The 24,970-nt window shown below is 70.2% G+C and carries 23 protein-coding genes; 6 read left to right on the forward strand and 17 right to left on the reverse strand.

Features of this window, described 5'->3' with window-relative positions:
- Positions 1-115: 115 nt before the first annotated feature.
- On the forward strand, positions 116-1,405 hold the full coding sequence (locus Q0C38_RS11895; protein ID WP_291297313.1) for a DUF3422 family protein: 1,290 nt from the start codon (positions 116-118) through the stop codon (positions 1,403-1,405).
- Positions 1,406-1,517: 112 nt separating this feature from the next.
- Here Q0C38_RS11895 and Q0C38_RS11900 read toward each other — a convergent pair whose 3' ends face one another.
- From Q0C38_RS11900 to Q0C38_RS11915, 4 genes are all read right to left on the reverse strand, one after another.
- On the reverse strand, positions 1,518-3,545 hold the full coding sequence (locus Q0C38_RS11900) for a methyl-accepting chemotaxis protein (RefSeq protein WP_291297314.1): 2,028 nt from the start codon (positions 3,543-3,545) through the stop codon (positions 1,518-1,520).
- A 157-nt stretch (positions 3,546-3,702) separates the two neighbouring features.
- Positions 3,703-4,824: a toxic anion resistance protein gene (locus Q0C38_RS11905; RefSeq protein ID WP_291297315.1), complete on the reverse strand. Its 1,122-nt coding sequence runs from the start codon at positions 4,822-4,824 to the stop codon at positions 3,703-3,705.
- Entirely contained in the window at positions 4,821-5,696 is an 876-nt protein-coding gene (locus Q0C38_RS11910) for a 5-bromo-4-chloroindolyl phosphate hydrolysis family protein (protein WP_291297316.1), read from the reverse strand. Before Q0C38_RS11910 ends, Q0C38_RS11905 begins: the two co-directional genes overlap by 4 nt.
- Complete coding sequence (locus tag Q0C38_RS11915) at positions 5,693-5,893, reverse strand: hypothetical protein (protein ID WP_291297317.1); 201 nt, start codon at positions 5,891-5,893, stop codon at positions 5,693-5,695. Before Q0C38_RS11915 ends, Q0C38_RS11910 begins: the two co-directional genes overlap by 4 nt.
- Positions 5,894-6,075: 182 nt before the next feature.
- On the opposite strand from Q0C38_RS11915, the gene Q0C38_RS11920 reads away from it, so the two are divergent.
- On the forward strand, positions 6,076-7,038 hold the full coding sequence (locus Q0C38_RS11920) for a 3-keto-5-aminohexanoate cleavage protein (protein WP_291297318.1): 963 nt from the start codon (positions 6,076-6,078) through the stop codon (positions 7,036-7,038).
- Positions 7,039-7,100: 62 nt separating this feature from the next.
- Positions 7,101-9,260: a ComEC/Rec2 family competence protein gene (locus Q0C38_RS11925; RefSeq protein WP_291297319.1), complete on the forward strand. Its 2,160-nt coding sequence runs from the start codon at positions 7,101-7,103 to the stop codon at positions 9,258-9,260.
- An 87-nt stretch (positions 9,261-9,347) separates the two neighbouring features.
- Here Q0C38_RS11925 and Q0C38_RS11930 read toward each other — a convergent pair whose 3' ends face one another.
- The 5 genes from Q0C38_RS11930 to Q0C38_RS11950 form a co-directional block, all read right to left on the reverse strand.
- Positions 9,348-10,232, reverse strand: coding sequence for a hypothetical protein (locus tag Q0C38_RS11930; RefSeq protein ID WP_291297320.1), 885 nt, complete (start codon positions 10,230-10,232; stop codon positions 9,348-9,350).
- Entirely contained in the window at positions 10,232-10,468 is a 237-nt protein-coding gene (locus tag Q0C38_RS11935; RefSeq protein WP_291297321.1) for a hypothetical protein, read from the reverse strand. The genes Q0C38_RS11930 and Q0C38_RS11935 overlap by 1 nt, the downstream gene beginning before the upstream one ends.
- A gap of 148 nt (positions 10,469-10,616) precedes the next feature.
- Positions 10,617-11,192, reverse strand: a complete 576-nt coding sequence (locus tag Q0C38_RS11940; protein ID WP_291297322.1) for a hypothetical protein — start codon at positions 11,190-11,192, stop codon at positions 10,617-10,619.
- A gap of 336 nt (positions 11,193-11,528) precedes the next feature.
- Complete coding sequence (locus Q0C38_RS11945; RefSeq protein WP_291297323.1) at positions 11,529-14,405, reverse strand: caspase family protein; 2,877 nt, start codon at positions 14,403-14,405, stop codon at positions 11,529-11,531.
- 5 nt (positions 14,406-14,410) lie between these two features.
- Positions 14,411-15,412, reverse strand: coding sequence for an SH3 domain-containing protein (locus Q0C38_RS11950; RefSeq protein ID WP_291297324.1), 1,002 nt, complete (start codon positions 15,410-15,412; stop codon positions 14,411-14,413).
- 254 nt (positions 15,413-15,666) lie between these two features.
- Between Q0C38_RS11950 and Q0C38_RS11955 the strand changes: the two genes are divergently transcribed.
- Both Q0C38_RS11955 and Q0C38_RS11960 read left to right on the forward strand, forming a co-directional pair.
- Positions 15,667-16,050, forward strand: coding sequence for a cytochrome c family protein (locus Q0C38_RS11955; protein ID WP_291297325.1), 384 nt, complete (start codon positions 15,667-15,669; stop codon positions 16,048-16,050).
- Between the two features lie 153 nt (positions 16,051-16,203).
- Entirely contained in the window at positions 16,204-16,452 is a 249-nt protein-coding gene (locus tag Q0C38_RS11960) for a hypothetical protein (RefSeq protein ID WP_291297326.1), read from the forward strand.
- A gap of 9 nt (positions 16,453-16,461) precedes the next feature.
- Here the strand turns inward: Q0C38_RS11960 and Q0C38_RS11965 are convergent, their stop codons facing one another.
- Genes Q0C38_RS11965 through Q0C38_RS11990 form a run of 6 tightly spaced genes read right to left on the reverse strand, consistent with a single transcriptional unit; the run spans position 16,462 to position 22,612 of the window.
- A complete protein-coding gene (locus Q0C38_RS11965; RefSeq protein ID WP_291297327.1) occupies positions 16,462-17,346 on the reverse strand; it encodes an ABC transporter permease in 885 nt (294 codons plus the stop codon).
- Positions 17,339-18,286 carry an ABC transporter permease gene (locus Q0C38_RS11970; RefSeq protein ID WP_291297328.1) on the reverse strand — a complete coding sequence of 316 codons (948 nt, stop codon included), beginning with the start codon at positions 18,284-18,286 and terminating at the stop codon, positions 17,339-17,341. Before Q0C38_RS11970 ends, Q0C38_RS11965 begins: the two co-directional genes overlap by 8 nt.
- A gap of 6 nt (positions 18,287-18,292) precedes the next feature.
- Entirely contained in the window at positions 18,293-19,813 is a 1,521-nt protein-coding gene (locus Q0C38_RS11975; RefSeq protein ID WP_291297329.1) for an ABC transporter substrate-binding protein, read from the reverse strand.
- The gene (locus tag Q0C38_RS11980) at positions 19,810-20,904 is read right to left on the reverse strand and encodes an ABC transporter ATP-binding protein (RefSeq protein WP_291297330.1); all 1,095 of its coding nucleotides are present in this window, start codon (positions 20,902-20,904) and stop codon (positions 19,810-19,812) included. Before Q0C38_RS11980 ends, Q0C38_RS11975 begins: the two co-directional genes overlap by 4 nt.
- Positions 20,901-21,887, reverse strand: coding sequence for an ABC transporter ATP-binding protein (locus Q0C38_RS11985; RefSeq protein ID WP_291297331.1), 987 nt, complete (start codon positions 21,885-21,887; stop codon positions 20,901-20,903). The genes Q0C38_RS11980 and Q0C38_RS11985 overlap by 4 nt, the downstream gene beginning before the upstream one ends.
- Positions 21,884-22,612 (reverse strand): DUF1028 domain-containing protein, encoded by a 729-nt coding sequence (locus tag Q0C38_RS11990; protein ID WP_291297332.1) that lies wholly within the window; start codon positions 22,610-22,612, stop codon positions 21,884-21,886. Before Q0C38_RS11990 ends, Q0C38_RS11985 begins: the two co-directional genes overlap by 4 nt.
- 196 nt (positions 22,613-22,808) lie before the next feature.
- On the opposite strand from Q0C38_RS11990, the gene Q0C38_RS11995 reads away from it, so the two are divergent.
- Positions 22,809-22,979, forward strand: a complete 171-nt coding sequence (locus Q0C38_RS11995) for a hypothetical protein (RefSeq protein WP_291297333.1) — start codon at positions 22,809-22,811, stop codon at positions 22,977-22,979.
- Positions 22,980-23,117: 138 nt separating this feature from the next.
- Here Q0C38_RS11995 and Q0C38_RS12000 read toward each other — a convergent pair whose 3' ends face one another.
- Positions 23,118-24,395, reverse strand: a complete 1,278-nt coding sequence (locus Q0C38_RS12000; RefSeq protein ID WP_291297334.1) for a TRAP transporter large permease — start codon at positions 24,393-24,395, stop codon at positions 23,118-23,120.
- Complete coding sequence (locus Q0C38_RS12005; RefSeq protein WP_291297335.1) at positions 24,392-24,958, reverse strand: TRAP transporter small permease; 567 nt, start codon at positions 24,956-24,958, stop codon at positions 24,392-24,394. Before Q0C38_RS12005 ends, Q0C38_RS12000 begins: the two co-directional genes overlap by 4 nt.
- Between the last annotated feature and the right edge of the window lie 12 nt (positions 24,959-24,970).

Here is a 24,970-nt window from a genome sequence, read left to right on the forward strand (position 1 = left end):
TCCCTCCCTGGATGATCCGCCGATGGAAAGCCGCCCAAGCGCAGCGGTCAAGGGCACCACGCGCGACGGTCAAGCATGCTTCCGCCGCAACCGCTGCGCGTGGCAGTGTGCGGCGATGCAGGATCATCCGCTTCGCGCCGCCCTGAACGCCGAGCTTCACGCCCGGCCCCACCTCCGCATCACCGCCCCGGCAGCACTCAGCCACGTCGTCCTCGTCGCCGAGGAAGGCGGGGCGGAGGCTGACCGTGACGCCTTCGCCGCCTTCTGCCGTGCCCATGGCGCGGCCGATCCGCCGCCCGGGGCGCGGCACCACATCGTGCCGATCGCCGGCCGGGTGGTGCGCTGGGAACGGCACGGCGAGTTCCAGTCCTTCACCGTGCTGACCGACGCCGAGCCCGATGCAGGCCAGGAGAGCGACGAGGGCCAGCCGCCCGATCGCGCCTGGTCAGCCACCCACCCGGAGGCGGAGGCCTTCCTCGAGACCGTGCGGGGCCAGAGGCTCAGCGCGTTGCATCTGCGCATCCTTCCTGGTGCCGCCACGGTGCCGCCACCGGGCGCATTCGCCGGCGAAGTGGTGGGCGGTGCGCTCGGCCATGGCGACGCGATGGCGTTCACCGATTTCCGTGTCGCCGACGATGGCTTCGTCCGCATGGTGCTCTACGCCAACCGCCTGACGCCGGGCCGACTCGGCCGCATGGCGCAGCGGCTGATGGAGATCGAGCACTACAGGATGGCAGCCCTCCTCGGCCTGCCCATGGCGCGCGAGGCGACGCCGCGTCTTGCCGCGCTCGAGCGCAGCCTCGATGCGACCGTCGCCGCCACCGCCGCGCCTGCCCCCGATGATGCCAAGCTGCTCGACCAGCTCACCAAGCTCGCGGCCGAGGCCGAGGCGCTGGCGGCATCGAGCCGTTTCCGCTTCTCGGCAACCGATGCCTATGGCGCTCTCGTCGCCGCGCGCATCGAGGAGCTGAACGAGGACAGGCTCGAGAGCGTGCAGCGCATGGGCGTGTTCCTCGATCGCCGCTTCACGCCCGCCTTGCGCACCTGTGCCGCCGTCTCGCGCAGGAAGCGTGCGCTGACCGAGGGCATCGCGCGCGCCGGCGGCATGCTGCGCACGCGCGTCGAGGTCGGGCTCGAGGGGCAGAACCGCGACCTTCTCGCGGCGATGGACAAGCGTGCCGCGGCCCAGCTTCGGCTGAGCCAGGCGGTCGAGGGCCTCTCGACTTTCGCGATCGCCTACTATGCGGTGAGCCTGATGAAGATCGCGGTCGATGGGCTGCCGGCGCTCGGCCTGCCGGACGCGCCGAAATGGGCCTCGGTCATCGCGGTGCCGGCGATCGCCGCGGCAATCTGGTTCGGCGTGAGGAAGCTCCGCCGGAGCCTCGCGGGAAGCGACGCGGCCTGACCGCTCGCTCCCGGGCCTGACCGCTTTCGGGCCTGACCGCTTTCGGGCCTGACCGCTTTCGGGCCTGACCGCTCCCCCGGGCGCTGGCATGTGCCCGAGGGAGCGTCATCGATCAGGCGGCGCGGACGTCGCCCAGGAAGCGATCGACCTCGCGCCTGAGCATCGCTGCCTGGTCGGACAGTTCGCCCGCGGCGCCGAGCATCTGGTGGGCCGCAGCACCGGTCTCGGCGGAGGCTTCCGTCACGCCCCCGATGTTCGACGCAACGTCCTGCGTGCCGCGTGCCGCCTCCTGCACGTTGCGCGCGATCTCCTGCGTCGCCGCCCCCTGCTCCTCGACGGCCGATGCGATGGAGGAGGCGATGCCGCTCATCTCGGTGATCGTCTCGCCGATCGAGCGGATGGCAGCGACACTCGCGGCCGTCACGGCCTGCATCTCGCCCACCTTCGCGCCGATCTCCTCGGTGGCCTTCGCCGTCTGGGCGGCGAGGTTCTTCACCTCGGACGCCACCACCGCGAAGCCCTTGCCGGCCTCGCCCGCACGCGCCGCCTCGATCGTGGCGTTGAGTGCCAGCAGGTTGGTCTGGCCCGCGATGTCGCCGATCAGGCGCACGACATCGCCGATCTGGCTCGCAGCAGCCGAGAGGCCCTGCATCTTCGCGTCGGTGTCGCGGGCCTGCTCGACGGCGCGGTTGGCGATGCCGCTCGACGTGCCGACCTGGCGGCTAATCTCGCCGACGCTCGCGGCAAGCTCCTCCGTTGCCGCCGCAACCGTCTGCACGTTGGTCGAGGCCTGCTCGGTCGCGGCGCTGACCGTCGTCGCCTGGCGCGAGGTAAGCTCTGCGGTGGCCGTGAGGCTCTTGGCGGAGCCCTGCATCTCGGTCGCCGCGGAGGAGACCGCCTGCACGACGCCGCCGATCGCTGCCTCGAAATCGTCGGCGAGCTTCTTCATCGCCGCCTTCTTCTCGGCTTCGGCGCGGACAGCGGCGGCCTTGGCCTCCTCCTCCATTCGCTTCACGGCGATGGCGTTGTCCTTGAACACCTGCACCGCCTTGGCCATCGCGCCGATCTCGTCGGTGTTGTCGCGGGCGGGGATCTCGGTCTCGAGCTTGCCGGAGGCGAGGGCCGTCATGGCACCCGTCATGGCAGTGACCGGGCCAGCGACGCCGCGGCCGATGCCCCAGGCGAGAAGGAGGCCGAGCGCGATCGCGCCGGCGCCGAGCATGATCATCAGCTGCGTGGTGCTCGTGATCATATCGTCGACCGAAGCGTTGATCGCAGACACCGCCGCGCGCTGCGCCCCGGCCAGGGCAGTGAACCCCTGCTCCACCCGGTCGGCGAGGCCTGTCCCGACAACGGTGATGAGGCGCGTCATCTCCGCCTGCGCGGCCATGCCGTTGCGATGGGCTGCGGCGTAGCGCTCGACGACAGGCAGCAGGCTGCGCAGCGCGGCGAGGTCGGCCTCATTTGTCGTGGAAGCAATGACGGCCTGGATATCCTTCCGGAGGTCCTGGATCCTGGTGTTCAGCTCCGCGAGTTGGGCAGCGTCCGGCTGCTCCAACAGGCGGCTGGCCGTGATCCGCACCAGGCCGACCTCTTCCTGCGCGACGCCGGCGAGCGCCGCGACCTGGTAGTCGCCGCGCGCAATCGCACGCTCGGACACGCCGGCGACCGTCTGGCGCATCTCGCGGCCAATGCTCTGCATGGCCTCCGCCGCCACCGTGAACGCCGCGCGGGCGGTAGCGGCCGCATTGGCGTTGCGCTCGTATTCCCTGAGAAGGTCCTGGGTCTGGCGGGCCATGGCGGCACGCTCGGGGCTCTCGAACCGCGGGATGATCGCTGCGATATGCTTCTGCTGCTCGACGAAGGAAGCGGCAACGATGGCGCGGTTCTGTTCGCCGCCCTGATCGACAAAGCGGGCGACGAGACGGCGCCCATCGGCGAACTCGGTCGCGAGCTCGCCCAGCGCGAGGGCATTGATGTTGATCCTGGCAGCCGTATCGACGGATTTGTCGATCGCGCGGAACTGGACGACGGCGAGCGTCGAGAGACCGCCGAGCAGCGCGAGCACGGCAGCAAACCCGCCGAACACCCGCGTGGAAACCTTCAGCCGACCATTCAGGCGGCCAATCGTGGAAAACATCGAAACAGTCTCCTCGTGAGGGCTCGGTTCTCGCCTGTACACAGTGGACAGGCGGAGGTTGCCAAACCCTTTCCCGAGGGGCGTTGTTCTTGCCGTCGTCAATTCCAGGAACGCGGGGCTGCGTTGCACCGGCTCCTGGGCGGTGGGCCTCGCGCGGTCAGCCCGGGGGCGGCGTTGCCACCCGGGCCTTGGCTGAGGTGAGGCTCCGCTTCAGGTCGGATTCGAGCCCGACCAGCGTCGTCTCGGCGGCGCGGCGGCGGGCGCGGCCCTCGTCGGCGATGCGCAGCGTGTCCTCGATCGTCCCGACGAGCTGGTCGTTCGCGCGCTTCACCGCCTCGATGTCGAACACGCCACGCTCGACCTGCGTGCGGATCTCGGCGTTGGACATGCGCAGCGCATCGGCATTGGCCGTCAGCAGCTCGTTGGAGAGGTCGGTCGCCGCCTTCAGGTCGCCGCCGGCCTCGCGGGCGCGGGCGATCGTCACGGCCAGGGTGAGCTGCTGTTTCCAGAGCGGAACGGTATTGACGATGGTGGACGTGATCTTGGAGACGAGCGCCTTGTCATTCTCCTGCACCACGCGGATGGCGGGCAGCGCCTGCATGGCCACCTGGCGGGTGAGCTTCAGGTCATGCACGCGCCGCTCGAGCTCGTCGCGCCGGCTGCGCAGGTCGCGGAGCGCCTGTGCCGCCAGCATGTCGCCACTCGTCGCCGCCTGTTCGCGCGCGGGGATCGCCACTGTGTCGAGCTGGCCGAGCGCGCGGTCGCCGGCGGCGATATGGTCGGCGAGGTCATGGAACCAGCCGAGCGTGCCGTCATAGAGGCGGTCGAGGTTCACGATGTCGCGGCGCAGCGTGTCCTTGTGCTTCTCGAGCGTGATGATGCTGTCCTCGATCTGCTTCTGCACCGTCTCGTACCGCTGCAACACCTTGACCACCGGCTTGGCGCGGCCGAGCAGGCGATCGAACAGGCTGCGCTCCTCCCCCGCATCGCCCGCGTCGAACCCACGCAGCACCGCGACCATCTCGTTCAGCGGCGCTGCCGCGGCACCCGCATCCTTGTTGCGCACGCCATCGAGCATCTCGTCGGCGACCTTCGTCACCCGCGCCTGGGAGGAGACGCCGAAGGCGAGGATGGCATCGCTGTCGGCCTCCGCCACCGTGGCAGCGAGCGCGGTGATGCGCGCCTCGCGCTCCGGCGTCATGGCGGGCAGCGTCTCCGCGGGCGGCGGCGTCATCACGATGTCGGCCTTGGTCTCTGTCGTCGTTGTCGTCTCGGTCATCGCGGCACCTTTTCCCCGGATTGTACTGTCGACGTTCGTTCTGTCGCGTCGACCATGCCTTCCTCGCGAAGCCGCTGCTGCAGCACCGCGATGTCGACGTCGAGCGCGCGCACGTCGCTCTCCTTCAGGCTGGCGAGCTGCTGCGCGAAGGACTGTTCGAGGTCGGCAAGCAGCGTGCGGAAATTCTGCTCCAGCACGGGTGAGGCGAGGCCGCGATGCGTCTCGACGTAGCGGTTCGCCACACCTTCCGCCCCTTCGAGGGTGATGGCGAGGAAGCGTCGCGCGCGGCGAAGGTCGTTCGGGTCGCCCTCGGCCTCGGCAACGATGCGGCGGCCGAGTGCTGCGATGCGCGCGATGGCTTCCGCGAAATCGCGCTGCGGCACGACGGCGGCGGCTGCCTCGAGGCGCGTGATGCGGGCCTTGGCTTCGGCGATGACGGCCGCATCGCCCTCGAGCGGCTTCTCGGGCTCCTTCGGCGCGGGCGGCACGGGGTCGGGCCCGTAGAGGAGCCTCACGCCGGCGGCGGCGCCAAGGCCGAACAGCCCGGCGACGATGAGGGGCGAGCCGGCGGCAAGATAGGCCGCAAGCGCGGTGCCCGCGCCCACCATGACCGCAAACCTGCTGCGGAAGCGTCGAGGCGCCGGCCTGCCCTCGGCTTCCGCCGCGAAGCCGCGGCGGGCGGCGATGGTACCGGCAACGATCACCGCCCACGCTCCCCCAGCACCGACCAGGACGTTGAGGTTGCCGGTGGCGAGGCCGGTGATGGCGGCGCCGATCAGCGGAGCGGAGAGCACGAACAGCGACCAGCCGCGCTGGCCATGGCGAAACCGCCGGGCACGCTCCCACAAATCGTCGCTGGGGGGGGAAATCACGAGAAGCCTCCCTGCACCATCCGCACCAGCGGAGACACCACGCCCCAGATGGCTGCGACGAAGCCCAGGACAGACGCGAGCCCGAGCGTGGCGGCGAGCAGGATGGCGCCGGCGATGCGGTTCAGCATCGGCGGCGATGGCGGCAGGCCTGGCGGGGGCTGGTCGCCGGGCGTCGCCGGCAGCGGTGCGGGCGGCATCGCGGGGCCCTGCTGGCGCCAGGGGTCGCGGCGCGGCCACCAGGGTGACGGGGGGCGTGCCTGTCGCGGCGTTTGCTGATCGGTCCTCATTGCCATGCAGCATATAGGAAACGGCGACCCGCTTCGCAGCATCTGCGTGACGGAGTAGCGTCCGGTGCAGAACAGCACGGGGAGGCGGCGGGATGAGCGCGACGGCCAAAGGTCAGACGGGGCGGCAAGGTCGGAAGGCCATCATCACCTGCGCGGTGACAGGCTCGATCCACACCCCCTCGATGTCGCCCCACCTGCCGCTGACGCCGGACCAGATCGCGGCGGATGCGATCGCCGCGGCCGAGGCCGGTGCGGCCATCCTCCACCTCCACGCCCGTGACCCGAAGGACGGGCGGCCGACGCCGGACCCTGCCGTGTTCATGGGCTTCCTGCCGCGCATCAAGCAGGCGACCGATGCGGTGGTGAACATCACCACCGGCGGCGGCCAGGGCATGAGCGTGGCCGACCGGCTTGCCGCCCCGCTCGCCGCGAGCCCCGAGATGTGCAGCCTCAACATGGGCTCGATGAATTTCGGGCTGTTCCCGATGCTCGCTCGCTACAAGGAGTTCGAGCACGCGTGGGAGCGGGCGCATCTTGAGAACAGCCGAGACTTCATTTTCAGAAATACATTCAAGGACATCGAGGAGATACTTCGCACATTGGGCGAAGGTCACGGCACGCGCTTCGAGTTCGAGTGCTACGATGTCGGGCACCTCTACACGCTGGCTCATTTCCTCGATCGCAAGCTCGTCACCCCGCCGCTGTTCGTACAGACGATCTTCGGCATCCTGGGCGGCATCGGCGCGCATGCCGAGGACATGCAGCACATGAAGCGCACGGCCGATCGGCTGTTCGGCGATCAGTATCAGTGGTCGGTGCTGGCGGCAGGCGCGCGGCAGATGCCGCTCGTCACCGCAGCGGCAATCCAGGGCGGCAACGTGCGCGTCGGGCTCGAGGACAGCCTCTGGCTTGGCCCGGGAGAGCTCGCGAAAAGCAACGCCGACCAGGTGGGCAAGATCGCCCGCATCCTGCGTGAGCTCGGCATCGGCATCGCCACGCCGGCCGAAGCGCGCGAGATGCTCGCGTTGAAGGGCGGCGACAGGGTCACGTTCTGAGCGGGGCTGTCGCGAAAGCCGGGCGAATGCGGTAGTCTGCGCGCGGAGGTTGCACGCAGACGATGGCTTTCGCCCAACCCATCAGCGGTGCGCGCGTTGCCGAGGCGGGGCTCGCCCGGCCCCTGGCCGCGCTCGCGATGCTGGGTGGCGGCGTCCGGCTGCTGCTCTGGGTGCCCGTGGCGATGGGTGCGGGCAGCGTCGCCTATTTCGCCCTCGGCGCCGAGCCTGCGCGCTGGATCGGCGGGACGGTGGCGCTTGCCGCCCTTGCCGGGGCGCTCCTCTGCCGCGCCCTGCCGCTGCCGCGGCTGCTGCTCGCCATCCTCTGCGCCGCGGGCGTCGGCTTCGGCGCTGCACAGCTCCGCACCGCCACTCTCCCGCCGCTCGCCGAGGTGCCGACGCGCGCCGTGATCGTGACCGCGACGGTGAAGGAGGTCGAGGCACTGCCCGAGGGACGCCGCGTCCGTCTCGGCGGCGCAACGATCGGTGACGCCGCGTTCGGCCGCGACATCCGGGTGAGGCTGCGTGACGGCGATGCCAGCGTGCTTGGGCCTGGCGATCGCATCCAGCTTCGCGCCCTGCTGCGCGCCCCTGCCCCGCCCGCCGTTCCTGGTGGGTTCGACTTCCAGCGCTTCGCATATTTCGATGGCCTCGGCGCCGTTGGCACCGCCCTTGGCCCCGTCACGGTGCTGGCACAGGGGGCCGAGAGCGGGGCGTCACTCTGGCTGGCCGGCGTGCGGCAGGTCGTGCTCGCGCGCGTCGGTGCTGCCGTTGCGGGCGCCGATGGGGCCGTGGCCGCAGCCCTGCTGACCGGCGCGCGTGCCGCCATCCCGACCGCCGATCTCGCCGCGATGCGCGATTCAGGGCTCGCACACCTGCTGTCGGTGTCGGGGCTGCATGTGGCGATCGTGGCCGGCGTGGTGTTCGGAACGGTGCGGCTGCTGCTCGCGGTCACGGGCCTTGCCCTGATCGTGCACGCCAAGAAGGTCGCGGCCGTCGCGGGCATCATCGCGGCGTTCGGCTACATGCTGCTGACCGGCAGCGAGGTGCCGATGCAGCGCGCGGTGGCGATGGCGGCCCTGTTCGCGCTCGCCGTGCTGCTCGACCGCCACGGCATCGGCATGCGCGCTCTCGCACTCGCCGCGATCGTGGTGCTCGCGTTCCAGCCCGAAGCGGTGCTCGGTCCCTCGTTCCAGATGAGCTTCGGGGCGGTGCTCGCTCTGATCGCCGCCTACGAGTTCGGCAAGCCGTGGCTCGACAGGGTGCGCGCGGCCAAGGGCCTGCCCGCACGGCTTGCGGCGGGGCTTCTCCTGCTCTGCTTCACCTCGCTCGTCGCGTCCGCAGCCACCGCGCCGTTCGCGGCCTGGCATTTCCAGCGCGTGCAGATCTACGGGATCGCTGCCAACGCGCTCGCCGTGCCGTTGACCTCCATCGTGGTGATGCCGGCGGGGCTTCTCGGGCTGCTGCTGATGCCGCTCGGGCTCGAGGGGCTGGCGCTCGTGCCGATGGGCTGGGCGGTCGGCGCGATCCTGTGGGCCGCGCGCACGGTCGCATCATGGCCAGGTGCCGCGCCGCTCACCCCCGCCATGCCGGCCTGGGGCATCCTCGCCGTCGCTGGCGGGCTGCTCACGCTGTCGCTCTGCCGCGGCCGGGCGGCGGTGCTCGGCATCGTCCCGCTCGTGCTTGGCCTCGCCAGCCCCTGGGTCGTCGCGCAGCCCGACCTGATCATGAACCCGACGGCACGGATCATCGCAATGCGCACCGACACCGGCTACGCGGCGCAGGCCGTTTCGGGGGCGAGCCGGATCGAGCGCGAGATGATCGCCGCCCGCCTCGCCGTCCCGGCACTCGACACGCTGGCGGAGGGAACGCGCGGCAACCTCACCTGCACGGCGCAATCCTGCACCCTGCGCGGGCCTGCCGGGCAGGCGATCCTGCTGCTTCGCCCAGGTCCGCACGAGGCGCGCTGCGACGATGCCACCCTCGTCGTCGCGGCGGAACCGCTGCGCGGCCGCTGCCGGCCCTCTCCGATGATCGACCGGTTCAGCGTCTGGCGCGAGGGCGCGCACGCGGCCTGGTTCACCGCCGATGGCGGCGTGCGTGTCGTGTCGGACCGGGCGTTGCGCGGCGATCGTCCCTGGGTGGCGCCGGCGCCGCTGCCGAGTGCCGGCCGCCCCTCGCGGCTGCCCGAGGCGCGCACGCTCGACCTGCCGGCGGAGGAGTAGCGGATCGGATCACGGTCCAGCCATGCGTTGGCGAGCATGTCACCCGCTTACGGATCGCTTGGCGAGGAAACGTAGGCGGATATTGCTCTAGCCGCAGCCGTCCGGCAGCGGCGGGGCGCGGCCTTGCGCGTTCGCGACGCCGACGAGCTGGAAGAACGGCCCGACGAAGCTTCCCGCCATGTCGAGCCCGTGCGCGACGGTGAGCAGGCGCTGCCGCAGGCTCTGCGCTGACCAGCCGCCAGGCTCGCGCACGCGCCGCCGCGTCTCGCGGATCCAGGCATGCACGAGATCGGGCGACCAGCCGGTCAGCGTCTCGACGACGATGCCCTGCCCGCCCGTGCGCTCGTCCGTGGTCGCGCCGAGCGGGGGGCCGGAGACGGTGACGATGAAGAGCCCGTCGTCGCGCACGCCTGCAGCGCCAAGGAGAAGCCGCGCGCGGTCATGATCGTACACATCGGCGAAGGCGCGTGGGGCGGCGGCGGCGGCGAGAGGCTCGCGCACCGGCAGGATCAGCAGGTTCACATCGGGCGTCGCCGCCACCTCGGCCGGCCGCGCCACGGGGCCCGGCGCCTCCGACAGTGAGACATCGAGCGCAAACCGCCACGCGCACACGGCGGCCGCGAGGGTCGGGCGAGGAACGGAGACGATGTCGGTGGCGAGGATGTAGGTGCGCAGCCGCGCCGCACCATCGGCCCGTTCGGTGGGTGGCAGCTGCACCGGCACGGTGCCACGCGCCTGGGCTTGCGCAGCGGCCGGGCTGCTGCCGCGCATGGCGATGCCGCGGAGCCGGAACGATCCAGCAATGGCGGCGAGGATGCTGTCGGCCTCCGCGTCGTGCCGCCCGGCGGCCGTGGTTTGCGGCGGGGACGGCGCTGGGGCAGGGGCAGGCGCCGGTGCCGCCTCGTCTGCCAGCGGAGGCGCCGTGCAGGCAACCAGTGCGAGGAGCCCGAGCAGCGCGACGGTGCGTCGCATTACCCGTGTCGCCGAAGGCGCAGATACGCGGCCTGGACCAGCCACACGAGCGCGAGCCAGAAGAGTGCCAGGATCAGCAGCCGCATGGGCGAGACGAGCAGCGGATTGGGTGTCAGCACGAGGCTGAAGCAGAGTGCGGTGAGGGCCGTAAGCGCGACCGCTGCAATCACCCGCTGGTCAGCGGCGAACTTGCCGAGCGATGCGAGAACGTCGTTGATCACCCCGATCCCCTCCACGTCCGCAACGCATAGCATGGCGTGCGCGTGGTGGACCATGGGCGGGAACGATCGTCGATTGCATCGCGTGCCGTTCCTCACACGCTGTCAGCCGGGCGCCCATCATGGCGCCCGGCAATGGCAGGATCAGCGCTTGGTGCCTGACGTGTCAGCCCTTCGGGTCGAGATGGGTGATGGCGAGGTCGCGGTAGGGAAGCCGCATCCCCTCGAGATGCGTGTGCGCGGTGCGCAGCACCACGCCCGTATCGGAATCGATCCAGTAGCGCGCGGTGGCGCGGAAACCGGTCGGCCCATGCAGGCGCATCTGCCGCACCAGCATGATCGTGCGCCGCGGACCGGACGCGAGGGTGAGCATTTCCTCCCCGCCCCGCTCCCAGGTCTCGACCCAGCTGTCGGTGACGACGTGTTCGCGGATGGTCACCACCGTGCCGGGGCCGCCGGCAAGCAGCCGCGTCAGCGCCGAGCGCGCCTCGTCGAGGTCAGGCCCGATGGGGGCCCAGAAGCCGAACAGCAGGCGGCGGGTGTTCTCGCCCATGCGCACGAGGCAGAGCCCGTCCTCGACGGGATCCTCGCCGGTGAAGACGAGGCGCATGCCATCCTCGCGGACGGCGACAGTACCGGGTGATGGGCAGGGATCGCGTTCGGCCTTGGCCGGAACCGCTAGGGCTTGTGTTGCGAGCAGCAACAGCCCGAAAATGAGGCAGTCTCGCAGGCGACGGGGCATCGGTTCTCTCCTACTGCCAGAGACGCCCCTCCCGAATGGCCACCTTGTCGTGGCCGATGCATCCTGCATGCCACGTGTGAATCTTGTGTGACTACCGTACGTCCGTCTGTCGGCGACGCATGTGCGCCCGCGCACGTCACGGATTGACGGTGTGGGTGGTGGCGAGGCTCCACCTGCGCCCTCACCCAACCCTCTCACCCCGCCGGGGGAGAGGGCTGTCGCTGTTCAACCGACGAAGCCCGAACTTGTTTCAAGCGCGCGAACTGCGCGCCGTGCGCCCTGGCGCGAGCCAAGCCCGCTGAGCGGGCGTCCGGCCCCTGAGAGCAAGAAAAACCGCTAGCGCGCCACGCGCGCGAGCGGAAATCCACGAAGGTCGCGCTGGGCGGTGCGGAATACGGCGTCCTGGGCATGGCCCTTCTCGCGGGCGAGAACACCGACGCGGCGCGAGACATACTCGCCCAGCGCAAGCGCCGAGACGACGCCGCGCTCGTCACGCCCCGCCCTGCCCGTCAACGCCTCGCGCACGGCAACGGCGAACACGCCGTTCTGGTCGTCATAGCTGTCGAGTGCCTCCTGGAGCGAGGTCGATGCCGTCAGCAGGTAGCGGCCCGTCTCGTTGCCGACGGAGGCGAGCGCATCCACCGCCACCTGGCCGGCATAGCAGGTGTCCATCAGCAGGAACCCGTTGCGGGCGCGGATGCGTGAGAGGGCGCCGACAAGCACCTCGTCCGACAGCCCCTGGCGGCGCAGCGCATCCCACGACGACGCGTCCGTCACATCCTGCGGCAGGAACAGGAAACGCTCGTCGGGTTCCGTCTTCACGCCGTGGCCGGCGAGGTAGAGCAGGAACGTGTCCTGCGGACCGATCTCGCGCGAGAGGCGTTCGAGCGCGGCGAGGATGCCCTCCTTCGTCGCTGCCTCGTCGGTCAGCACTGTCACCTCGGTCGCAGCGAACAGGCCGACGGCACCGTCGCGCAGTGTCTCCGCCACCGTGGTCGCATCCGCCGCGGCGTAGCGGAGCGCGAGTTCGGGGATGCGATAGCGATCGACGCCGACCGCCATGACGAAGAGGCGGGAGGCGGCATCCGCCATCCCCAGCGCCTCGAGCCGAAGCGCGGGGGTTTCGGCGAACAGCCTGCCGGCGGCATCCCACGCCCTGACCTGGAGCGCGTTGGCCCCGGCATCGAGTGCGATGTCGATGCCGATCTCCGCCATCCCGGCAGGATCGACCCGCCCGACATTGCGGCCATTGAGGAACACATCGACAGACCCGAGGCCGAGGCCGCGATCCTCGAGCTTGAGACCGAGGCGCACGCGGGTCGCGCCGATCGGCAGGGGCGCCTCGGCGTTGTGGGCGCGGCAGTCGCCGGTGATGTCGGGGATGCAGAGGCCGGCGAGCGTGACGCGCGGCTGCCTCGCGATCACGGCCCTGATGTCACCGAGCTCGGCGAGCCTGCGCGAGGCGGCGGCGGCATCACCGCCGAGCCTGGCGCGCACCACGGCGGGGGCATAGAGGGCGCGATAGGCCTGGGCAAAGGAGGCCCAGTCAGGCTGTTCCGCCCGCCCTCGGTTGAGGTGGACGCCGACGAGGTCCTGCCCGCCGCCCTCGCCATGGTCGAAGAAGCCTTCGGGCGTGAACAGCGCCCAGCGCGCGCCGTCGGCGTGGACGAACAGGGCCCCGCGCTCGGCGAGCGGTGTCGCGCCGCCGAGATCGAACCAGCGCAGCGTTCCGTCACCCAGCATGGCGACGGCGGCATCCACGCCGGTAGCGACGGCGAGCGCCCAGACCGCGCCGCTCGTCGCCACTGCGGCGATCTCACGCCCCTGGCGGTTGAAGAGCCTGAGGCCGGTGTCGGTGCCGAGCAGCACGCGGTCGCCAGCGATGGCGGCACTGCGGGCGATCTCGCCACGACCGAGTGCAAGGCGTTGATTGTTCAGCTTCGGCGCGGTGCCGTCGCGCCACTCCGTCACGGCAAGCCCGCCGGACGAGAGCACGGCGAGTGCCACCGCCTGGCCACTCCCGGGCCCAAGTGTACGGGTAGAGATGTCGAAGCGGAGCCGCCCCGACGCTCCCGGCCACTCGACCGTCTGGGCATCGGCCGACACGGCTAGCGCCCCGCGGGCGATGCGCGGGTCCGATGCCGCCGGCCGTGGCGCGCGGGCAACGACCCCGTCGGGGCCGAGCAGGCCCCAGCCCGGGTCGGCGGCGGCATAGGCGAGCCCGCCCGTCGGCAGCGGCAGGAGATGGGTGATCGAATCGCGCGCGGCGGTGATGTCGCGCGCGGGGCCCAGACCGAAATCGGCCCAGCGGCGGATCACGCCAGCCTGCAAGCCGCTGGCCTGCTGGCCGAAGCCGGCGGCGTGCAGCTGCACCCCGCCGCGGCGGTCCGACGACCAGGCGACGGCCGGCAGGGCGGCCGCTGGAACGCCCGAGACATCCGGGGTGAACACGCGGCGGAGGCCGGCGGAGGCCAGGATGTCGACCGCCGCGACATTCTCGTAGCCGACCGCGACGAGAGCGCCATCCGGCGACAGCGCAAGGCCATAGGGGCGCGCCCTCTCACGCGGTGTGAGCTCGGCCGTTTTCCGGCCATCGGCGTCGTAGGCGCGGACCATGCCGTCAGCCGAAGCGGTGAAGAACCGCCCGTCGCCAGCGAACACCACCGTGCGTGCGGGGCCGCGATAGGCGCTGTCCTCCGCCACGAGGCGGCCGTTGCGCGCGTCCCACAGCTTTACGCCGGCCTGTCCGCCAAGGGCAGCGGCGAGCCTGCTGCCATCCGCCGAGACGGCGATATGGTTGATCGGGGCCGGCAGGCCGCTGAGCCGGCCAAGCATGCGCTGTGTTGCCGTGTCAAAGAGATAGATCGAAAAACTACGATCCCACGCGAAGCCCGTGATACCCCCCGCATAGGCCCTGCGGCCATCGGGTGAGAGGGCGACGGCGAAGAGCTCTCCCTCCGCCTCGGGCCCGATCGGAGCACGAAGAACCCCACGTGACTCGCCCGAGGGGAGAGCCCAGAGGCGGACGGTCTTGTCGTCGGATGCCGTGGCGAGCAACGTTCCGGCCGCATCGGTGGCCAGCCGCGTGACGGGGGCTGCGTGCCCTCCCGCCTCGATGCGGATGAACGGCGTATCGGGCGGCGCGGCCGGTTGTGCCGCGATCGGCGTGGCCAGCCCGACGGCGGCGAGCAGCCACGCCGCGGCAAGCCGCATCGGCGTCAGGACGTCAGTTCGAAGCCACCGGCCGAGGCCCGCTCCGCCACCTGGACGCTCTGGTTGAAGTTGTCGCGCTTGGCCACGTTGGTCGCAGCCAGCGTGCGCACGTCGTCGCCCGATGCGGTGGCGGAAGACGGCGTGACGACGCGGGCATTGCCGACGCGCAGCGTATCGGCCGGCGCATAGCCGCGCATGCCCGACGGCGTCTCGATCAGGGCGAACCCGTCGCGCCCGCCGGTGACAGTCACCGTATCGCGGGGCGCGAGGCTCGCGATCTCGGGCGCTGCCGGGTCGGGGCGAAGGCGGACGGGGGCGGCGCGGGTGGCGACGGCCTGGCGCGAGGCAGGTGCTGCCGCCTTCTGCGCGGCGATCTGGTCCTTGGTACCGGGGGAGAGGTTGTCGGCGGCGACCTCGAACTCGGCCCCACGTGTCTCGAGGCGGGCGTTGATCTGGCGGGCATTGGCGATGTCGCGGTCGGCCCAGCCCCTGATCTGGGTCATGCGGGCCTGGCCCTGGTCGGGGGTGATGCGGCGGTCGGCCACGTCGGTGCGCACGGCCTTGGCCTGGGCGAAGCGGCAATCCATCAGCGCGTTGAAGGCCTGCTGGGTGCGGTCGATTTCGGCGTTTTCGCGGCCGATGTCGCCCTGCACGCGCCCGGCGAGGACGGCCTGGTCGCGGCTCTGCTGGTTCAGCGCGACCCAGTAGCCGGTCGCAGCCCCCGCGATCGCGCCGGTGGCAGCGCCGATCGCCGCCCCGCGCGCGCTGCCGGAGAGGAGGCCACCGAGGAGCGCGCCGCCGGCCGCGCCGATGAAGGCGCCCTTCATGATGTCCTCGGCGAAGAAATTGCCGGTGCTGTCGAGCGCGACCACGTAGGGGCGGCACTGGTCGGACGGGTCGGCCGCGCCGATGCGCTGCTCCTGGGTCGTCACGCAGCCGCCGAGCAGGCCGGCCATGGCGATGAGCGAGACGCCCTGGCGGAGCCGTGTGGCGCGGAAGAACTGCATCGCTGGCTTTCCTCTTCGTGGCAGGCCTCACCGGGCCGGGTGCCGGCGGGGTGCGGATCGATCTGGGCCCGGATCATATGACCAAATCCGACATCGTCACAGCCCCGGCACGGCCTTGACGCATTCATGGCATCCTCGCGCGCTACGCCTGTGTGGCCCGCATCACGCTGCCCGAAGGGGCATTGCCAAGCCACGCGGCGTGGCGATATTGCGGAGTGCGAGGGGAATCCCTTGAGGAATGGAGAGGAGACGACATGTCGCGTTTCGTGGTTCCGTTGCTGGCCGCCGCCGCGCTGCTGGCCCCGGCCGTTCCGGCCGTGGCGCAGGATGCCGCCGCTGGCCAGCGCGTGTTCGCCCAGTGCCGTGCCTGCCATACGCCTGACCAGGGCGGCCGCAATGGCGTCGGCCCCAACATCTGGGGCATCGTCGGGCAGCCTGCCGGCAAGCGCGAGGGCTTCCGCTACTCCGCCAACATGCAGGAACTCGCCGCCGGCGGGCTCACCTGGACCAAGGAGAACCTCGACAAGTACCTGAACAACCCCAAGGACCTGGTGCCCCGCGGCTCGATGGCGTTTGCGGGCGTGCGCAATCCCGAGCAGCGCGCGAATCTGATCGCCTATCTCGAGACGCTGAAGTAGCCATCCCGGCGTCCTGGGCCTTCCCGAACGGGGATCATGCGCAAGCATGGTCCCCGTTCTGTCATTCGGCCCCCCCTTCCCTGCGCATGGCCGCTTCGCTAGCGTCGCGCCGCGGTCGGTCCCTGCCCGCGCAATGCAACCACGGAGACAGACATGTCATCGCCGACCTACGCAGACGGTGTGACCGACATCAGCATCGTCGGCGCGACGGCGCGGATCCGCTTCCATGTGCTCGAGGCCGACACGGTGGAGCCGAAGAACCCGCCCAAGCCCGTGCACTCCTTCACCGTGGCGATGCCGGTCGAGAGCCTCGCACAGCTCTCCGAGAGCCTGCCCAAGCTCGTGCAGCAGCTGCTCGACAGCGGGCGGCTGAAGAAGCGCTCCTCCACCAAGGCGAATTGAGCCTCGCCGCTACCGCTGGCGCGGGTCCAGCGCGTCGCGGAGCCCGTCGCCGACCAGGTTGAACGCCAGCACCACGACGAAGATCGACAGGCCGGGAAAGATCGCCATCCACGGCGCCTGTTCCATGAAGCGCTGCGCGGTGTTCAGCATGCTGCCCCAGGAGGGGGCGGGCGGTTGCTGGCCGAGCCCGAGGAACGACAGCGACGCCTCGGCGATGATGGCGGAGGCGATGGCGAGCGTTGCCTGCACCAGCAGCGGGGGGACGATGTTGGGCAGGATGTGGCGCACGGCGACCCGCCAGCGCGGGTTGCCCAGCCCCCGCGCCGCCTCGACGTAATCCTCCACCTTCGCGGCCATCGTGGCCCCGCGCGCGAGGCGGATGAAGATCGGCGTCGCCGAGATGCCGATCGCGATCATCGCGTTCTCGAGCGAGGGGCCGAGGAAGGCCGCGAGCGCGATGGCGAGGATGAGGAACGGGCAGGCGAGCATCGCATCGGTGAAGCGCGAGATCAGCGCATCGACGCGCCCGCCGAGAAAGCCCGCGGTGAGCCCGATCGGTACGCCGGCCGCCAGTGCGATGGCCACCGAGATCACACCCGCCAGGAGGCTTGCCCTCGCCCCCCAGATGACGCGGGAGAGGATGTCGCGCCCGTTCTCGTCGGTGCCGAACCAGAATGCGGCCGAGGGTGGTTTCCGGATGGCGGCCCAGTTGGTGCGGGTCGGGTCATAGGGCGCGATCAGCGGGGCTGCGATCGCGATCGCGAAGAAGAGCAGGACGACGACGAGCCCCGCCATCGCCACGCGGTGGCGCAGCAGGCGCCGCCAAGCCCGCCGCGCCGGGCTCTCGCCCCGCGCGGGTGCCGCCGTTGCGGTGATCACGGCCCCATCAGGCATGCCGGAGCCTCGGGTTGATCAGCACGTAGAGGACATCCGCCACCAGGTTCAGCAGGATGTAGAGCGCTGCCGTGACGAGAACCACGCCCTGCACCACGGGATAGTCGCGGTTGAACACCGCATCGACGATCAGCTTGCCGAAGCCGGGGATGGTGAAGACCTGCTCGGTCAACACGGCCCCTGACAGCAGCGTGCCGAGTTCCAACGCCCCCAGTGTGACGACGGGCACGAGCGCGTTGCGCAGCGCGTGCTTCAGGATCACCACCTTCTCGGCAAGCCCCTTGGCGCGGGCAGTGCGCACATAGTCCTGCCCCATCGCCTGGAGCATCGCCGAGCGCATGTGGCGCATGAACACCGCAGCGATGCCCGAGCCGAGGACGAAGGCCGGCATGATGGTGGTGGCGAGGCTCTGCCGCCAATCCTCCGTCAGCGGCACGTAGCCCGATGGCGGCAGCCAGCCGAGATGCACCGAGAAGAACAGGATCATCATGATGCCGAGCCAGAAATTCGGCAGCGACAGCCCGGCAAGCCCGACCGCGTTCGCCCCCCAGTCGACCGGCGTATCCTTCCTGATGGCAGAGATGATGCCGAGCGGGATGCCTATGACGAGCGCGATGACGAAGGCCATCAGGCCAAGCTGCAACGTCACGGGAAGCTTCTGCGCGATGACGCCCGCGATCGGCTCGCGGATGCGCCAGGAGAAGCCGAGGTCGCCCTGCACCACGCCCCAGAGCCAGATGCCGTATTGCACGACGATCGGCTTGTCGAGATTGAGCTCGGCGCGGATCTGCGCGAGCACGAGCGGATCGCCCCGCTCCTCGCCGGCAAGGATCAGGGCCGGATCCCCGGGCATCAATTGCTGAAGCCCGAAGATCAGCACCGAGACGAACAGCAGGGTGGGGATGGTCTGCCCCACCCTGCGTGCGAGGAACGGAAGCATCCGCCCTCAGTTCGCGAGCCGGAGGCCCTGGACGCGGATCAGCCCGTCCGGGACGTTCACGAAGCCGGTCAGCCGCGCGGTGTGCGCCACGATGTTCTTGCGGTGCCAGAGATAGAGGCGCGAGCGGTCCTCCACCACGGCGAGCTTGTACATCTGCTCATAGATCGCCACGCGCTTGGCGGGGTCGGTCTCCACGCGCGCGGCGTCGAGCAGGCGATCAACCTCGGCATTCGCGTACTTGCCGTCATTCTGCGGCCCGCGGCTGTGCACGAACGTCCAGAGATTGCCGTCAGGGTCGGTGCGGCCAGACCAGGCGAGCAGGTAGGCCTCGAAATCCCCGCGCGTCGCGGCCTGGAGCGAGGAGGCGAACTCCATGGCGTTGAGCGTGATCTCGAAGCCGGCTTCGGCCGCCATCGCCTGGATCACCTCGCCGACCTGGCGAAGCTCCGGGTTGTTCGGCACCGTCAGCATCACCCTGACCGGCGTGGCGACGCCCGCCTCGCGGATCAGCGCCCGCGCGCGGGCAACGTCCCGCGTCGGCGGGGTGAGTGACTTCACGTGGAAGGGCGAGGTTGGCGGAACCGCCTGCCAGGTCGGGGTGAACATGCCGTTGTAGACGACCTGGTTGATCGTTGCGCGATCGATGGCGAGGTCGAGCGCCTGGCGCACCTTCGCGTGCTGGCCGAGCGGCGTCTGCCCCCGCGGCCCGTTGCCGATGTTGATGGTGATGCCCTGGTAGCCGAGCTCGTCCGACATCGAGAGGCGGAGGCGGTTGTTGCGCTGCACGGCGGCGACGTCGTTCGTGCCGATCGTCTGCACGAGCTCGAGCGAGCCTGCCTGGAGGTTGGCAAGCCGCACGGTGTCATCGGGGATCGGCTGGTAGACGATGCGCTGGAGGTGGATGTTCTGCGCATCCCAGTAGTCGGCGAAACGCTCGACCACGATGCGGTCCTGCGCGACACGCTCGACGAAGCGGAAGGGCCCGGCGCAGACGGGCCGCGTGCCGAACTGCGCGCCCGCGGCCTCGGCCGCCTTGGGGCTGACGATCATGCCGGCACGGTCGGTCAATTGCGACAGGAAGGGAGCGAAGGGTACCTTCAGCGTTACCCGCACAGTGGTGGGGTTCACCACCTCGACCTTCTCCATCGCGTTGATCTCGCCGCGGCGGAAGCTGCCCTGCATGGTGAGGTGCCGGTTCAGCGAGTAGCGGACAGCCTCCGCGTCCATCACCTCGCCGTCATGGAACTTCACGCCCTCGCGGATCGTGATGGCGAGCGTCGTCGGGCTCTCCCACCGATACCCCGTGGCAAGCTGGGGAACGATGTTGAGGTCCTTGTCGATGTCGAACAGCTTGTCGCAGAGCGAGGCGAACACGATGCGCCCGACGAAGGTGCGCGCGAGCGTCGGGTCCATGATGTCGGGGTCCTCGCGGAGCCCGATGCGAAGCGTCTGCGCCGAGGCGGGCGCGGCTGCCACGGCCGCGGCAAGCAGCGCGGCTGCTGCCAAAAGCGTGCGTCTGAACGTCATCGTGAACCTCCCATCGTCTGACCAGTCACTGAGGGTGTCGTTCCGCCGCCGAACCAGGCGGCGAGCCGGGCAAGCCGCGCACGGCCCGGACCATGCGCTGCATCGTGGATGTCGGCAGCCGGCAGGCTCTGCCAATGGTGGCAGGCGACGCTGTGGCCATCGCCGGCCAGCGTCAACACGGGGTCCTCGGCGCGGCAGCGATCGGTCGCGAAGGCGCAGCGCGTGTGGAAGCGGCAGCCGGATGGCGGGTTGCGCGGGGATGGCGGATCGCCGGTCACCAGGGCTGCCGAACGCGTGGCCTCCGGCTCCGGCCGCGGCACGGCGGCGAGCAGCGCGCGCGTATAGGGATGCTTCGGCGCGCCGAACACGGAACGTTTCGGCCCCGTCTCGACGATGCGGCCGAGATACATCACCGCGACCCGATCCGCGATATGACGCACGACGGCCAGGTCATGCGCGATCAGCAGGAACCCCAAGCCGAAGCGGCCGAGCAGGTCAGCCAGCAGGTTGATCACCTGCGCCTGGATCGAGACATCGAGCGCCGAGACGGGCTCATCGCCCACGATCAGCTTCGGCTCGCAGGCGAGCGCGCGCGCGATGCCGATGCGCTGGCGCTGCCCGCCCGAGAATTCGTGCGGATAGCGCTGTGCCTGCTCTGGCCTGAGCCCCACCGTCGCGAGAAGCTCCGCCACGCGCTCATCGACCGCCGCACCCTCGCGCAGCCTGTGCAGCCTGATCGGCTCGGCCAGGATCTGGCCTACCGTCATGCGCGGGTTCAGCGAGGCGAAGGGGTCCTGGAAGATCAGCTGCATGTGCCGGCGCGCGGCGCGCAGGCTCGGCTCGTCCATCGCCGTGAGGTCGGCACCATCGAACATGATGCGGCCGGCATCGGGCTCGATCAGCCTGAGCGCCAGCCGCGCGGCGGTCGACTTGCCGCAGCCGCTTTCGCCGACGAGCGCCAGCGTCTCTCCCGCCGCCACGGCAAGGTCAATGCCGTCGACGGCGCGCACCGCACCGGAGCGCCGGCCGAGCAATCCGCCGGTGACGGGGAAATGTTTCACGAGGCCGGTCGCGTGGAGAAGCTGGGTCATGCGGCGTCAGCGAAGCGATCGAGCGGGGCCTGGATGCAGGCAGCGCGATGCCCCTCTCCCATCTCGGCAAGTGCCGGCACCGTCTCGGTGCAGCGCGGGATCACGAAGGGGCAGCGCGGGGCGAAGCGGCAGCCTCGCGGCCAGGCCGCAGGGCTCGGCACCGCGCCCTCGATCGTCGCCAGCCGGGCGCGATCCTCGTCGAGGCGGGGGATCGCCCCCATCAGCCCGACGGTATATGGATGTTGCGGTTCCGAAAAGAGCGTGCGCACGGGAGCGGTTTCCGCCGCGCGGCCGGCGTACATCACGAGCACCTCGTCAGCCATCTCGGCAACGACGCCGAGGTCGTGCGTGATGAGGATGATCGCCGTTCCCGTCTCCGCCGCCATCTCGCGCATGAGGTCGAGGATCTGCGCCTGGATCGTCACGTCGAGCGCGGTCGTCGGCTCGTCGGCGATCAGCAGCTTCGGCCGGCAGGCCATCGCCATCGCGATCATCACGCGCTGGCGCATGCCGCCCGACAGCCGGTGCGGATACTCAGCCGCGCGCGCCCGCGCATCGGGGATGCGCACGCGCGCGAGCATCGCCACCGCCTCCTCCACCGCATCCTTCTCCGAGATCGCACGATGTTCGCGGATCGCCTCGGCGATCTGGTCGCCCACCGTGAAGGCAGGGTTCAGGCTCGTCATCGGCTCCTGGAAGATCATCGCGATCTCCCCGCCGCGCAGCCTGCGCATCGAGGCCTCGTCGAGGCCGAGCAGGTCGGCCCCCTCGAACCGCACGTGGCCCTGGATGCGCGCGTTCGGCGGCAACAGACGCATGAGCGCGAGAGAGGTGACAGACTTGCCGCAGCCGCTTTCACCGACGATGGCGAGCGTGCGGCCGGGCTCGAGCGAAAAGGAGAGATCCTCGACGACCTGGATCGGCCCCTGGTCGGTACGGAAGCCGATGCCGAGGCCCTCGACCGTGAGAAGGGGCGCGCTCATGAGCCTGGAACATCGTCATCGGGCGTTCCGTCCGCCGCGATCGCTGCGTTGATCACCGCGCGGTCGAACGTGCCGGGGTGGCCGGACCCGGCGAGGAAGCGGCGGTAGACGGCGAAGCGCGCGAGGGAGCGGCGATGAAGCCGTCGCAGTTCCGGCAACGGGTCGGCGTGATCGTCGACGCGGAGGTCGAGATCGGCGTAGGGATCGGACGACGCGACCTTCAGCGCGGCACTCTGCTTGCCGCGCGCATCCCCGCCGGCCGCCTCGCCAGCATCGAGGGCGCGCAGCAGCCGCTCGGCCATCGGCAGTCCCTCGGCGGCGGCGGCCTCGTAGGCGCGGGCCGTGGCGAGGATTACCCCCTCGCCCGCAAGCATGTTGCCGGCCACCGAACAGTCACGCCCCTGCGTATGGCCTGCCCAGGCAACGCACTCCCCCCCCGTGTGCTGGCCGATGCGGCCTTCTGCATCCAGGATGTGCAGTTGCCGGAACGCGCGGCCGGCATCAGCCGAAGTCAGCGCGGCCACCACCTCGGGCGCCGCCGCCCCCTGGCGCAGCGCGGCGAGGCCCTCGGCCGCATACATCGGGTTCATCAGCGCCTGGGTGGACAGCGCAGCCACCCCGCCCTCGACATGCGGGCAGAGGGCGCCGACGGCGAAGAAACGCGTGGCCACCGCCACACCAAGCGTGCCGCTCAGAGGATCGCGCGCCAGGATCGACCAGGTCATCATTCCCCCGGATCAGCCGTGTTCAGCGTCGTACTGTCATCATGCCGTCATGCGCGGCAGGCGCCAACCGAAGCACGGGGCGTGCCAAAGGGGAAGCGCACTGCATCCACCCGCCCCGCTTGCGCGTATGGCATCCGGGCGTGGCTCGACAAACCGCGCCGCTTCCGCAGAGTTCCGGGGCCATCCGGGGGGATCGATGCACCGCCCGACCGCGCCGGACGACCGGACCCGTGGCCATCCGTGGCGTCGAGGGTCGCGTGGTGGGCATCGACTGCACACGATCAACCTCGACAGTGGCGCGATCACCACGCTGGGTACGATCGGCAGCCTGCCCGGCGAGGTGATCGACATCACTGCGATACGCTGAGCATCGCGATAGGCTGAGTGCGGGCAGGAGGCCTCTGACCGCGGCGATGGCCCGCGCCCCTCCCCCAACCCCGGGGGCACGGGCCCCCACCTTCGCCGCGTGCGGGGTGGTGCTTACCGGCACCACCCCGCTTTTGCCTCACCGATAGAACATCGTCGGCAGGTACAGCACGAAGCCAGGCCAGTAGGTGACGATCGCGAGCGAGAGGAACAGCGGGATCAGGAACGGCATCACCGCCTTCGTCACGTATTCGAAACTGCGATCGGCGATCCGCGCGAGGATGTAGAGCACCATCCCGACAGGCGGCGTCAGCAGGCCGATGACGAGATTGAGCGTCATGATGATGCCGAAATGCACCGGATCGACGCCGACCTTGGTGATGAGCGGCAGCAGCACCGGCACGAGGATGGTGATCGCCGCGATCGTCTCCATGAAGCAGCCGACGACGAGCAGCACCAGGTTCACGAGCAGCAGCACCATCGCGCGGTTCTCGGTGATCGAGAGAACCGCCTCCGCCACCTGCTCGCTCACCCGCGTCGTCGTCACGAGCCAGCCGAAGATCGAGGCGCCGGCCACGATCACGAGAACGATCGCGGTCGTCTCGATCGTCTCCATCGACACGCGCACGAGGTGGTTCCAGCCGAGCGAGCGGTAGACGACGAGGCCGAGGATCAGCGCGTAGGCGGTCGCGGCGATCGCGGCCTCGGTCGGGGTGAAGATGCCCGACTTCATGCCGCCGATCAGGATCACCGGCGTCATCAGCGGCAGGATCGCCCGCCAGGTGGCACGCGCGAGCCGCATCCAGCCGAAATGCGCATCGCGCGGATAGCCTTTCACCCGCGCCTCGATCGCGACCCACGCGAACAGGATCACTGCGATGAGCAGGCCCGGCAGGATGCCGGCGGAGAAGAGCTGCCCGATCGAGGTGTTCGCCATCACGCCGTAGATCACGAGCGGCAACGAGGGCGGGATGATCGGCCCGATGACGGAGGAGGCGGCGGTGATGCCGATGGCAAAGTCATCGGGGTACTTGTTGTCGCGCATCGCCTTGATCTCGATCGTGCCGAGGCCGCCGGCATCGGCCACCGCCGTTCCCGACATGCCGGCGAAGATGACCGAGGCGAAGACGTTCACATGCCCGAGCCCCCCGCGGGCCCAGCCGATCGAGGCGATCGCGAAGTTGAAGATGCGGTCGGTGATGCCCGCGCTGTTCATCAGGTTGCCGGTCATGATGAAGAACGGCACGGCGAGCAGCGGGAAACTGTCGATCCCGTTCACCATCCGGTGCACGACGACGAGCAGCGGCAGATCACCCTGCAGCCACACATAGAGCATCGAGGAGCCGCCGAGGGCGACGACGATCGGCACGCCGAGCAGCAGCGACCCGACGAAGGCGACGAAGAGGAGCGTCGTCACAGCCGTGCGCCCTCTGACGGGTCGGCCACACGTTCAGGCTCGCCCTCGCGGAAGCGGATCCAACTTGCCTGGGCGAGGCGGAACGCCGTCATGACCATGCCGGCGAGAACGCCCCAGTAGACCCAGCCGAGCGGGAAATCGATCACGACCATCGGCTGGTACATCATTGCCTCGGCGATGCTCCAGCAGAGCCAGGCAGCGATGGCGAAGAAGCCGACGGTGATGACCCCGAGCATCAGCCGCGCCCAGCGGCGGGGTCCGCGCGGCAGCATGTTCAGCACGAGCTCGAGCGCGATGTGCGTTCCCCTCCGAGCGGCGAGCGCGGCACCGATGAACGCGGTGACCATCAGCAGGTAGCGCGCGATCTCCTCGGTCCAGGCGATGCTGTCGTTCAGGACATAGCGGCTGAAGAACTGCGTGAACACGACCGCCGCAAGCGCCCAGAACAGAGCGAAGGCAAGCCAGTCCTCCACCCGCCAGTCACCGGGCGGCTCGTTCAGCTCCGCCTCCTCCTGCGCGTGGATCAGCGCCTCGTAGCCGGGCACCTTCTCGTCGTCGCCCATGTCGCGTCGTAC

The organism is Elioraea sp. (genome assembly GCF_022842375.1).
Lineage (GTDB): Bacteria > Pseudomonadota > Alphaproteobacteria > Acetobacterales > Acetobacteraceae > Elioraea_A.

Bases quoted from the DNA above. Each gene is read 5' to 3' on its own strand.
- Q0C38_RS11895 (WP_291297313.1), top strand. From the start codon at position 116: ATGCAGGATCATCCGCTTCGCGCCGCCCTGAACGCCGAGCTTCACGCC.
- Q0C38_RS11900 (WP_291297314.1), bottom strand. From the start codon at position 3,545: ATGTTTTCCACGATTGGCCGCCTGAATGGTCGGCTGAAGGTTTCCACG.
- Q0C38_RS11905 (WP_291297315.1), bottom strand. From the start codon at position 4,824: ATGACCGAGACGACAACGACGACAGAGACCAAGGCCGACATCGTGATG.
- Q0C38_RS11915 (WP_291297317.1), bottom strand. From the start codon at position 5,893: ATGCCGCCCGCACCGCTGCCGGCGACGCCCGGCGACCAGCCCCCGCCA.
- Q0C38_RS11920 (WP_291297318.1), top strand. From the start codon at position 6,076: ATGAGCGCGACGGCCAAAGGTCAGACGGGGCGGCAAGGTCGGAAGGCC.
- Q0C38_RS11925 (WP_291297319.1), top strand. From the start codon at position 7,101: ATGGCTTTCGCCCAACCCATCAGCGGTGCGCGCGTTGCCGAGGCGGGG.
- Q0C38_RS11930 (WP_291297320.1), bottom strand. From the start codon at position 10,232: ATGCGACGCACCGTCGCGCTGCTCGGGCTCCTCGCACTGGTTGCCTGC.
- Q0C38_RS11940 (WP_291297322.1), bottom strand. From the start codon at position 11,192: ATGCCCCGTCGCCTGCGAGACTGCCTCATTTTCGGGCTGTTGCTGCTC.
- Q0C38_RS11945 (WP_291297323.1), bottom strand. From the start codon at position 14,405: ATGCGGCTTGCCGCGGCGTGGCTGCTCGCCGCCGTCGGGCTGGCCACG.
- Q0C38_RS11950 (WP_291297324.1), bottom strand. From the start codon at position 15,412: ATGCAGTTCTTCCGCGCCACACGGCTCCGCCAGGGCGTCTCGCTCATC.
- Q0C38_RS11955 (WP_291297325.1), top strand. From the start codon at position 15,667: ATGTCGCGTTTCGTGGTTCCGTTGCTGGCCGCCGCCGCGCTGCTGGCC.
- Q0C38_RS11960 (WP_291297326.1), top strand. From the start codon at position 16,204: ATGTCATCGCCGACCTACGCAGACGGTGTGACCGACATCAGCATCGTC.
- Q0C38_RS11965 (WP_291297327.1), bottom strand. From the start codon at position 17,346: ATGCCTGATGGGGCCGTGATCACCGCAACGGCGGCACCCGCGCGGGGC.
- Q0C38_RS11970 (WP_291297328.1), bottom strand. From the start codon at position 18,286: ATGCTTCCGTTCCTCGCACGCAGGGTGGGGCAGACCATCCCCACCCTG.
- Q0C38_RS11975 (WP_291297329.1), bottom strand. From the start codon at position 19,813: ATGACGTTCAGACGCACGCTTTTGGCAGCAGCCGCGCTGCTTGCCGCG.
- Q0C38_RS11980 (WP_291297330.1), bottom strand. From the start codon at position 20,904: ATGACCCAGCTTCTCCACGCGACCGGCCTCGTGAAACATTTCCCCGTC.
- Q0C38_RS11985 (WP_291297331.1), bottom strand. From the start codon at position 21,887: ATGAGCGCGCCCCTTCTCACGGTCGAGGGCCTCGGCATCGGCTTCCGT.
- Q0C38_RS11990 (WP_291297332.1), bottom strand. From the start codon at position 22,612: ATGACCTGGTCGATCCTGGCGCGCGATCCTCTGAGCGGCACGCTTGGT.
- Q0C38_RS11995 (WP_291297333.1), top strand. From the start codon at position 22,809: ATGCACCGCCCGACCGCGCCGGACGACCGGACCCGTGGCCATCCGTGG.
- Q0C38_RS12005 (WP_291297335.1), bottom strand. From the start codon at position 24,958: ATGGGCGACGACGAGAAGGTGCCCGGCTACGAGGCGCTGATCCACGCG.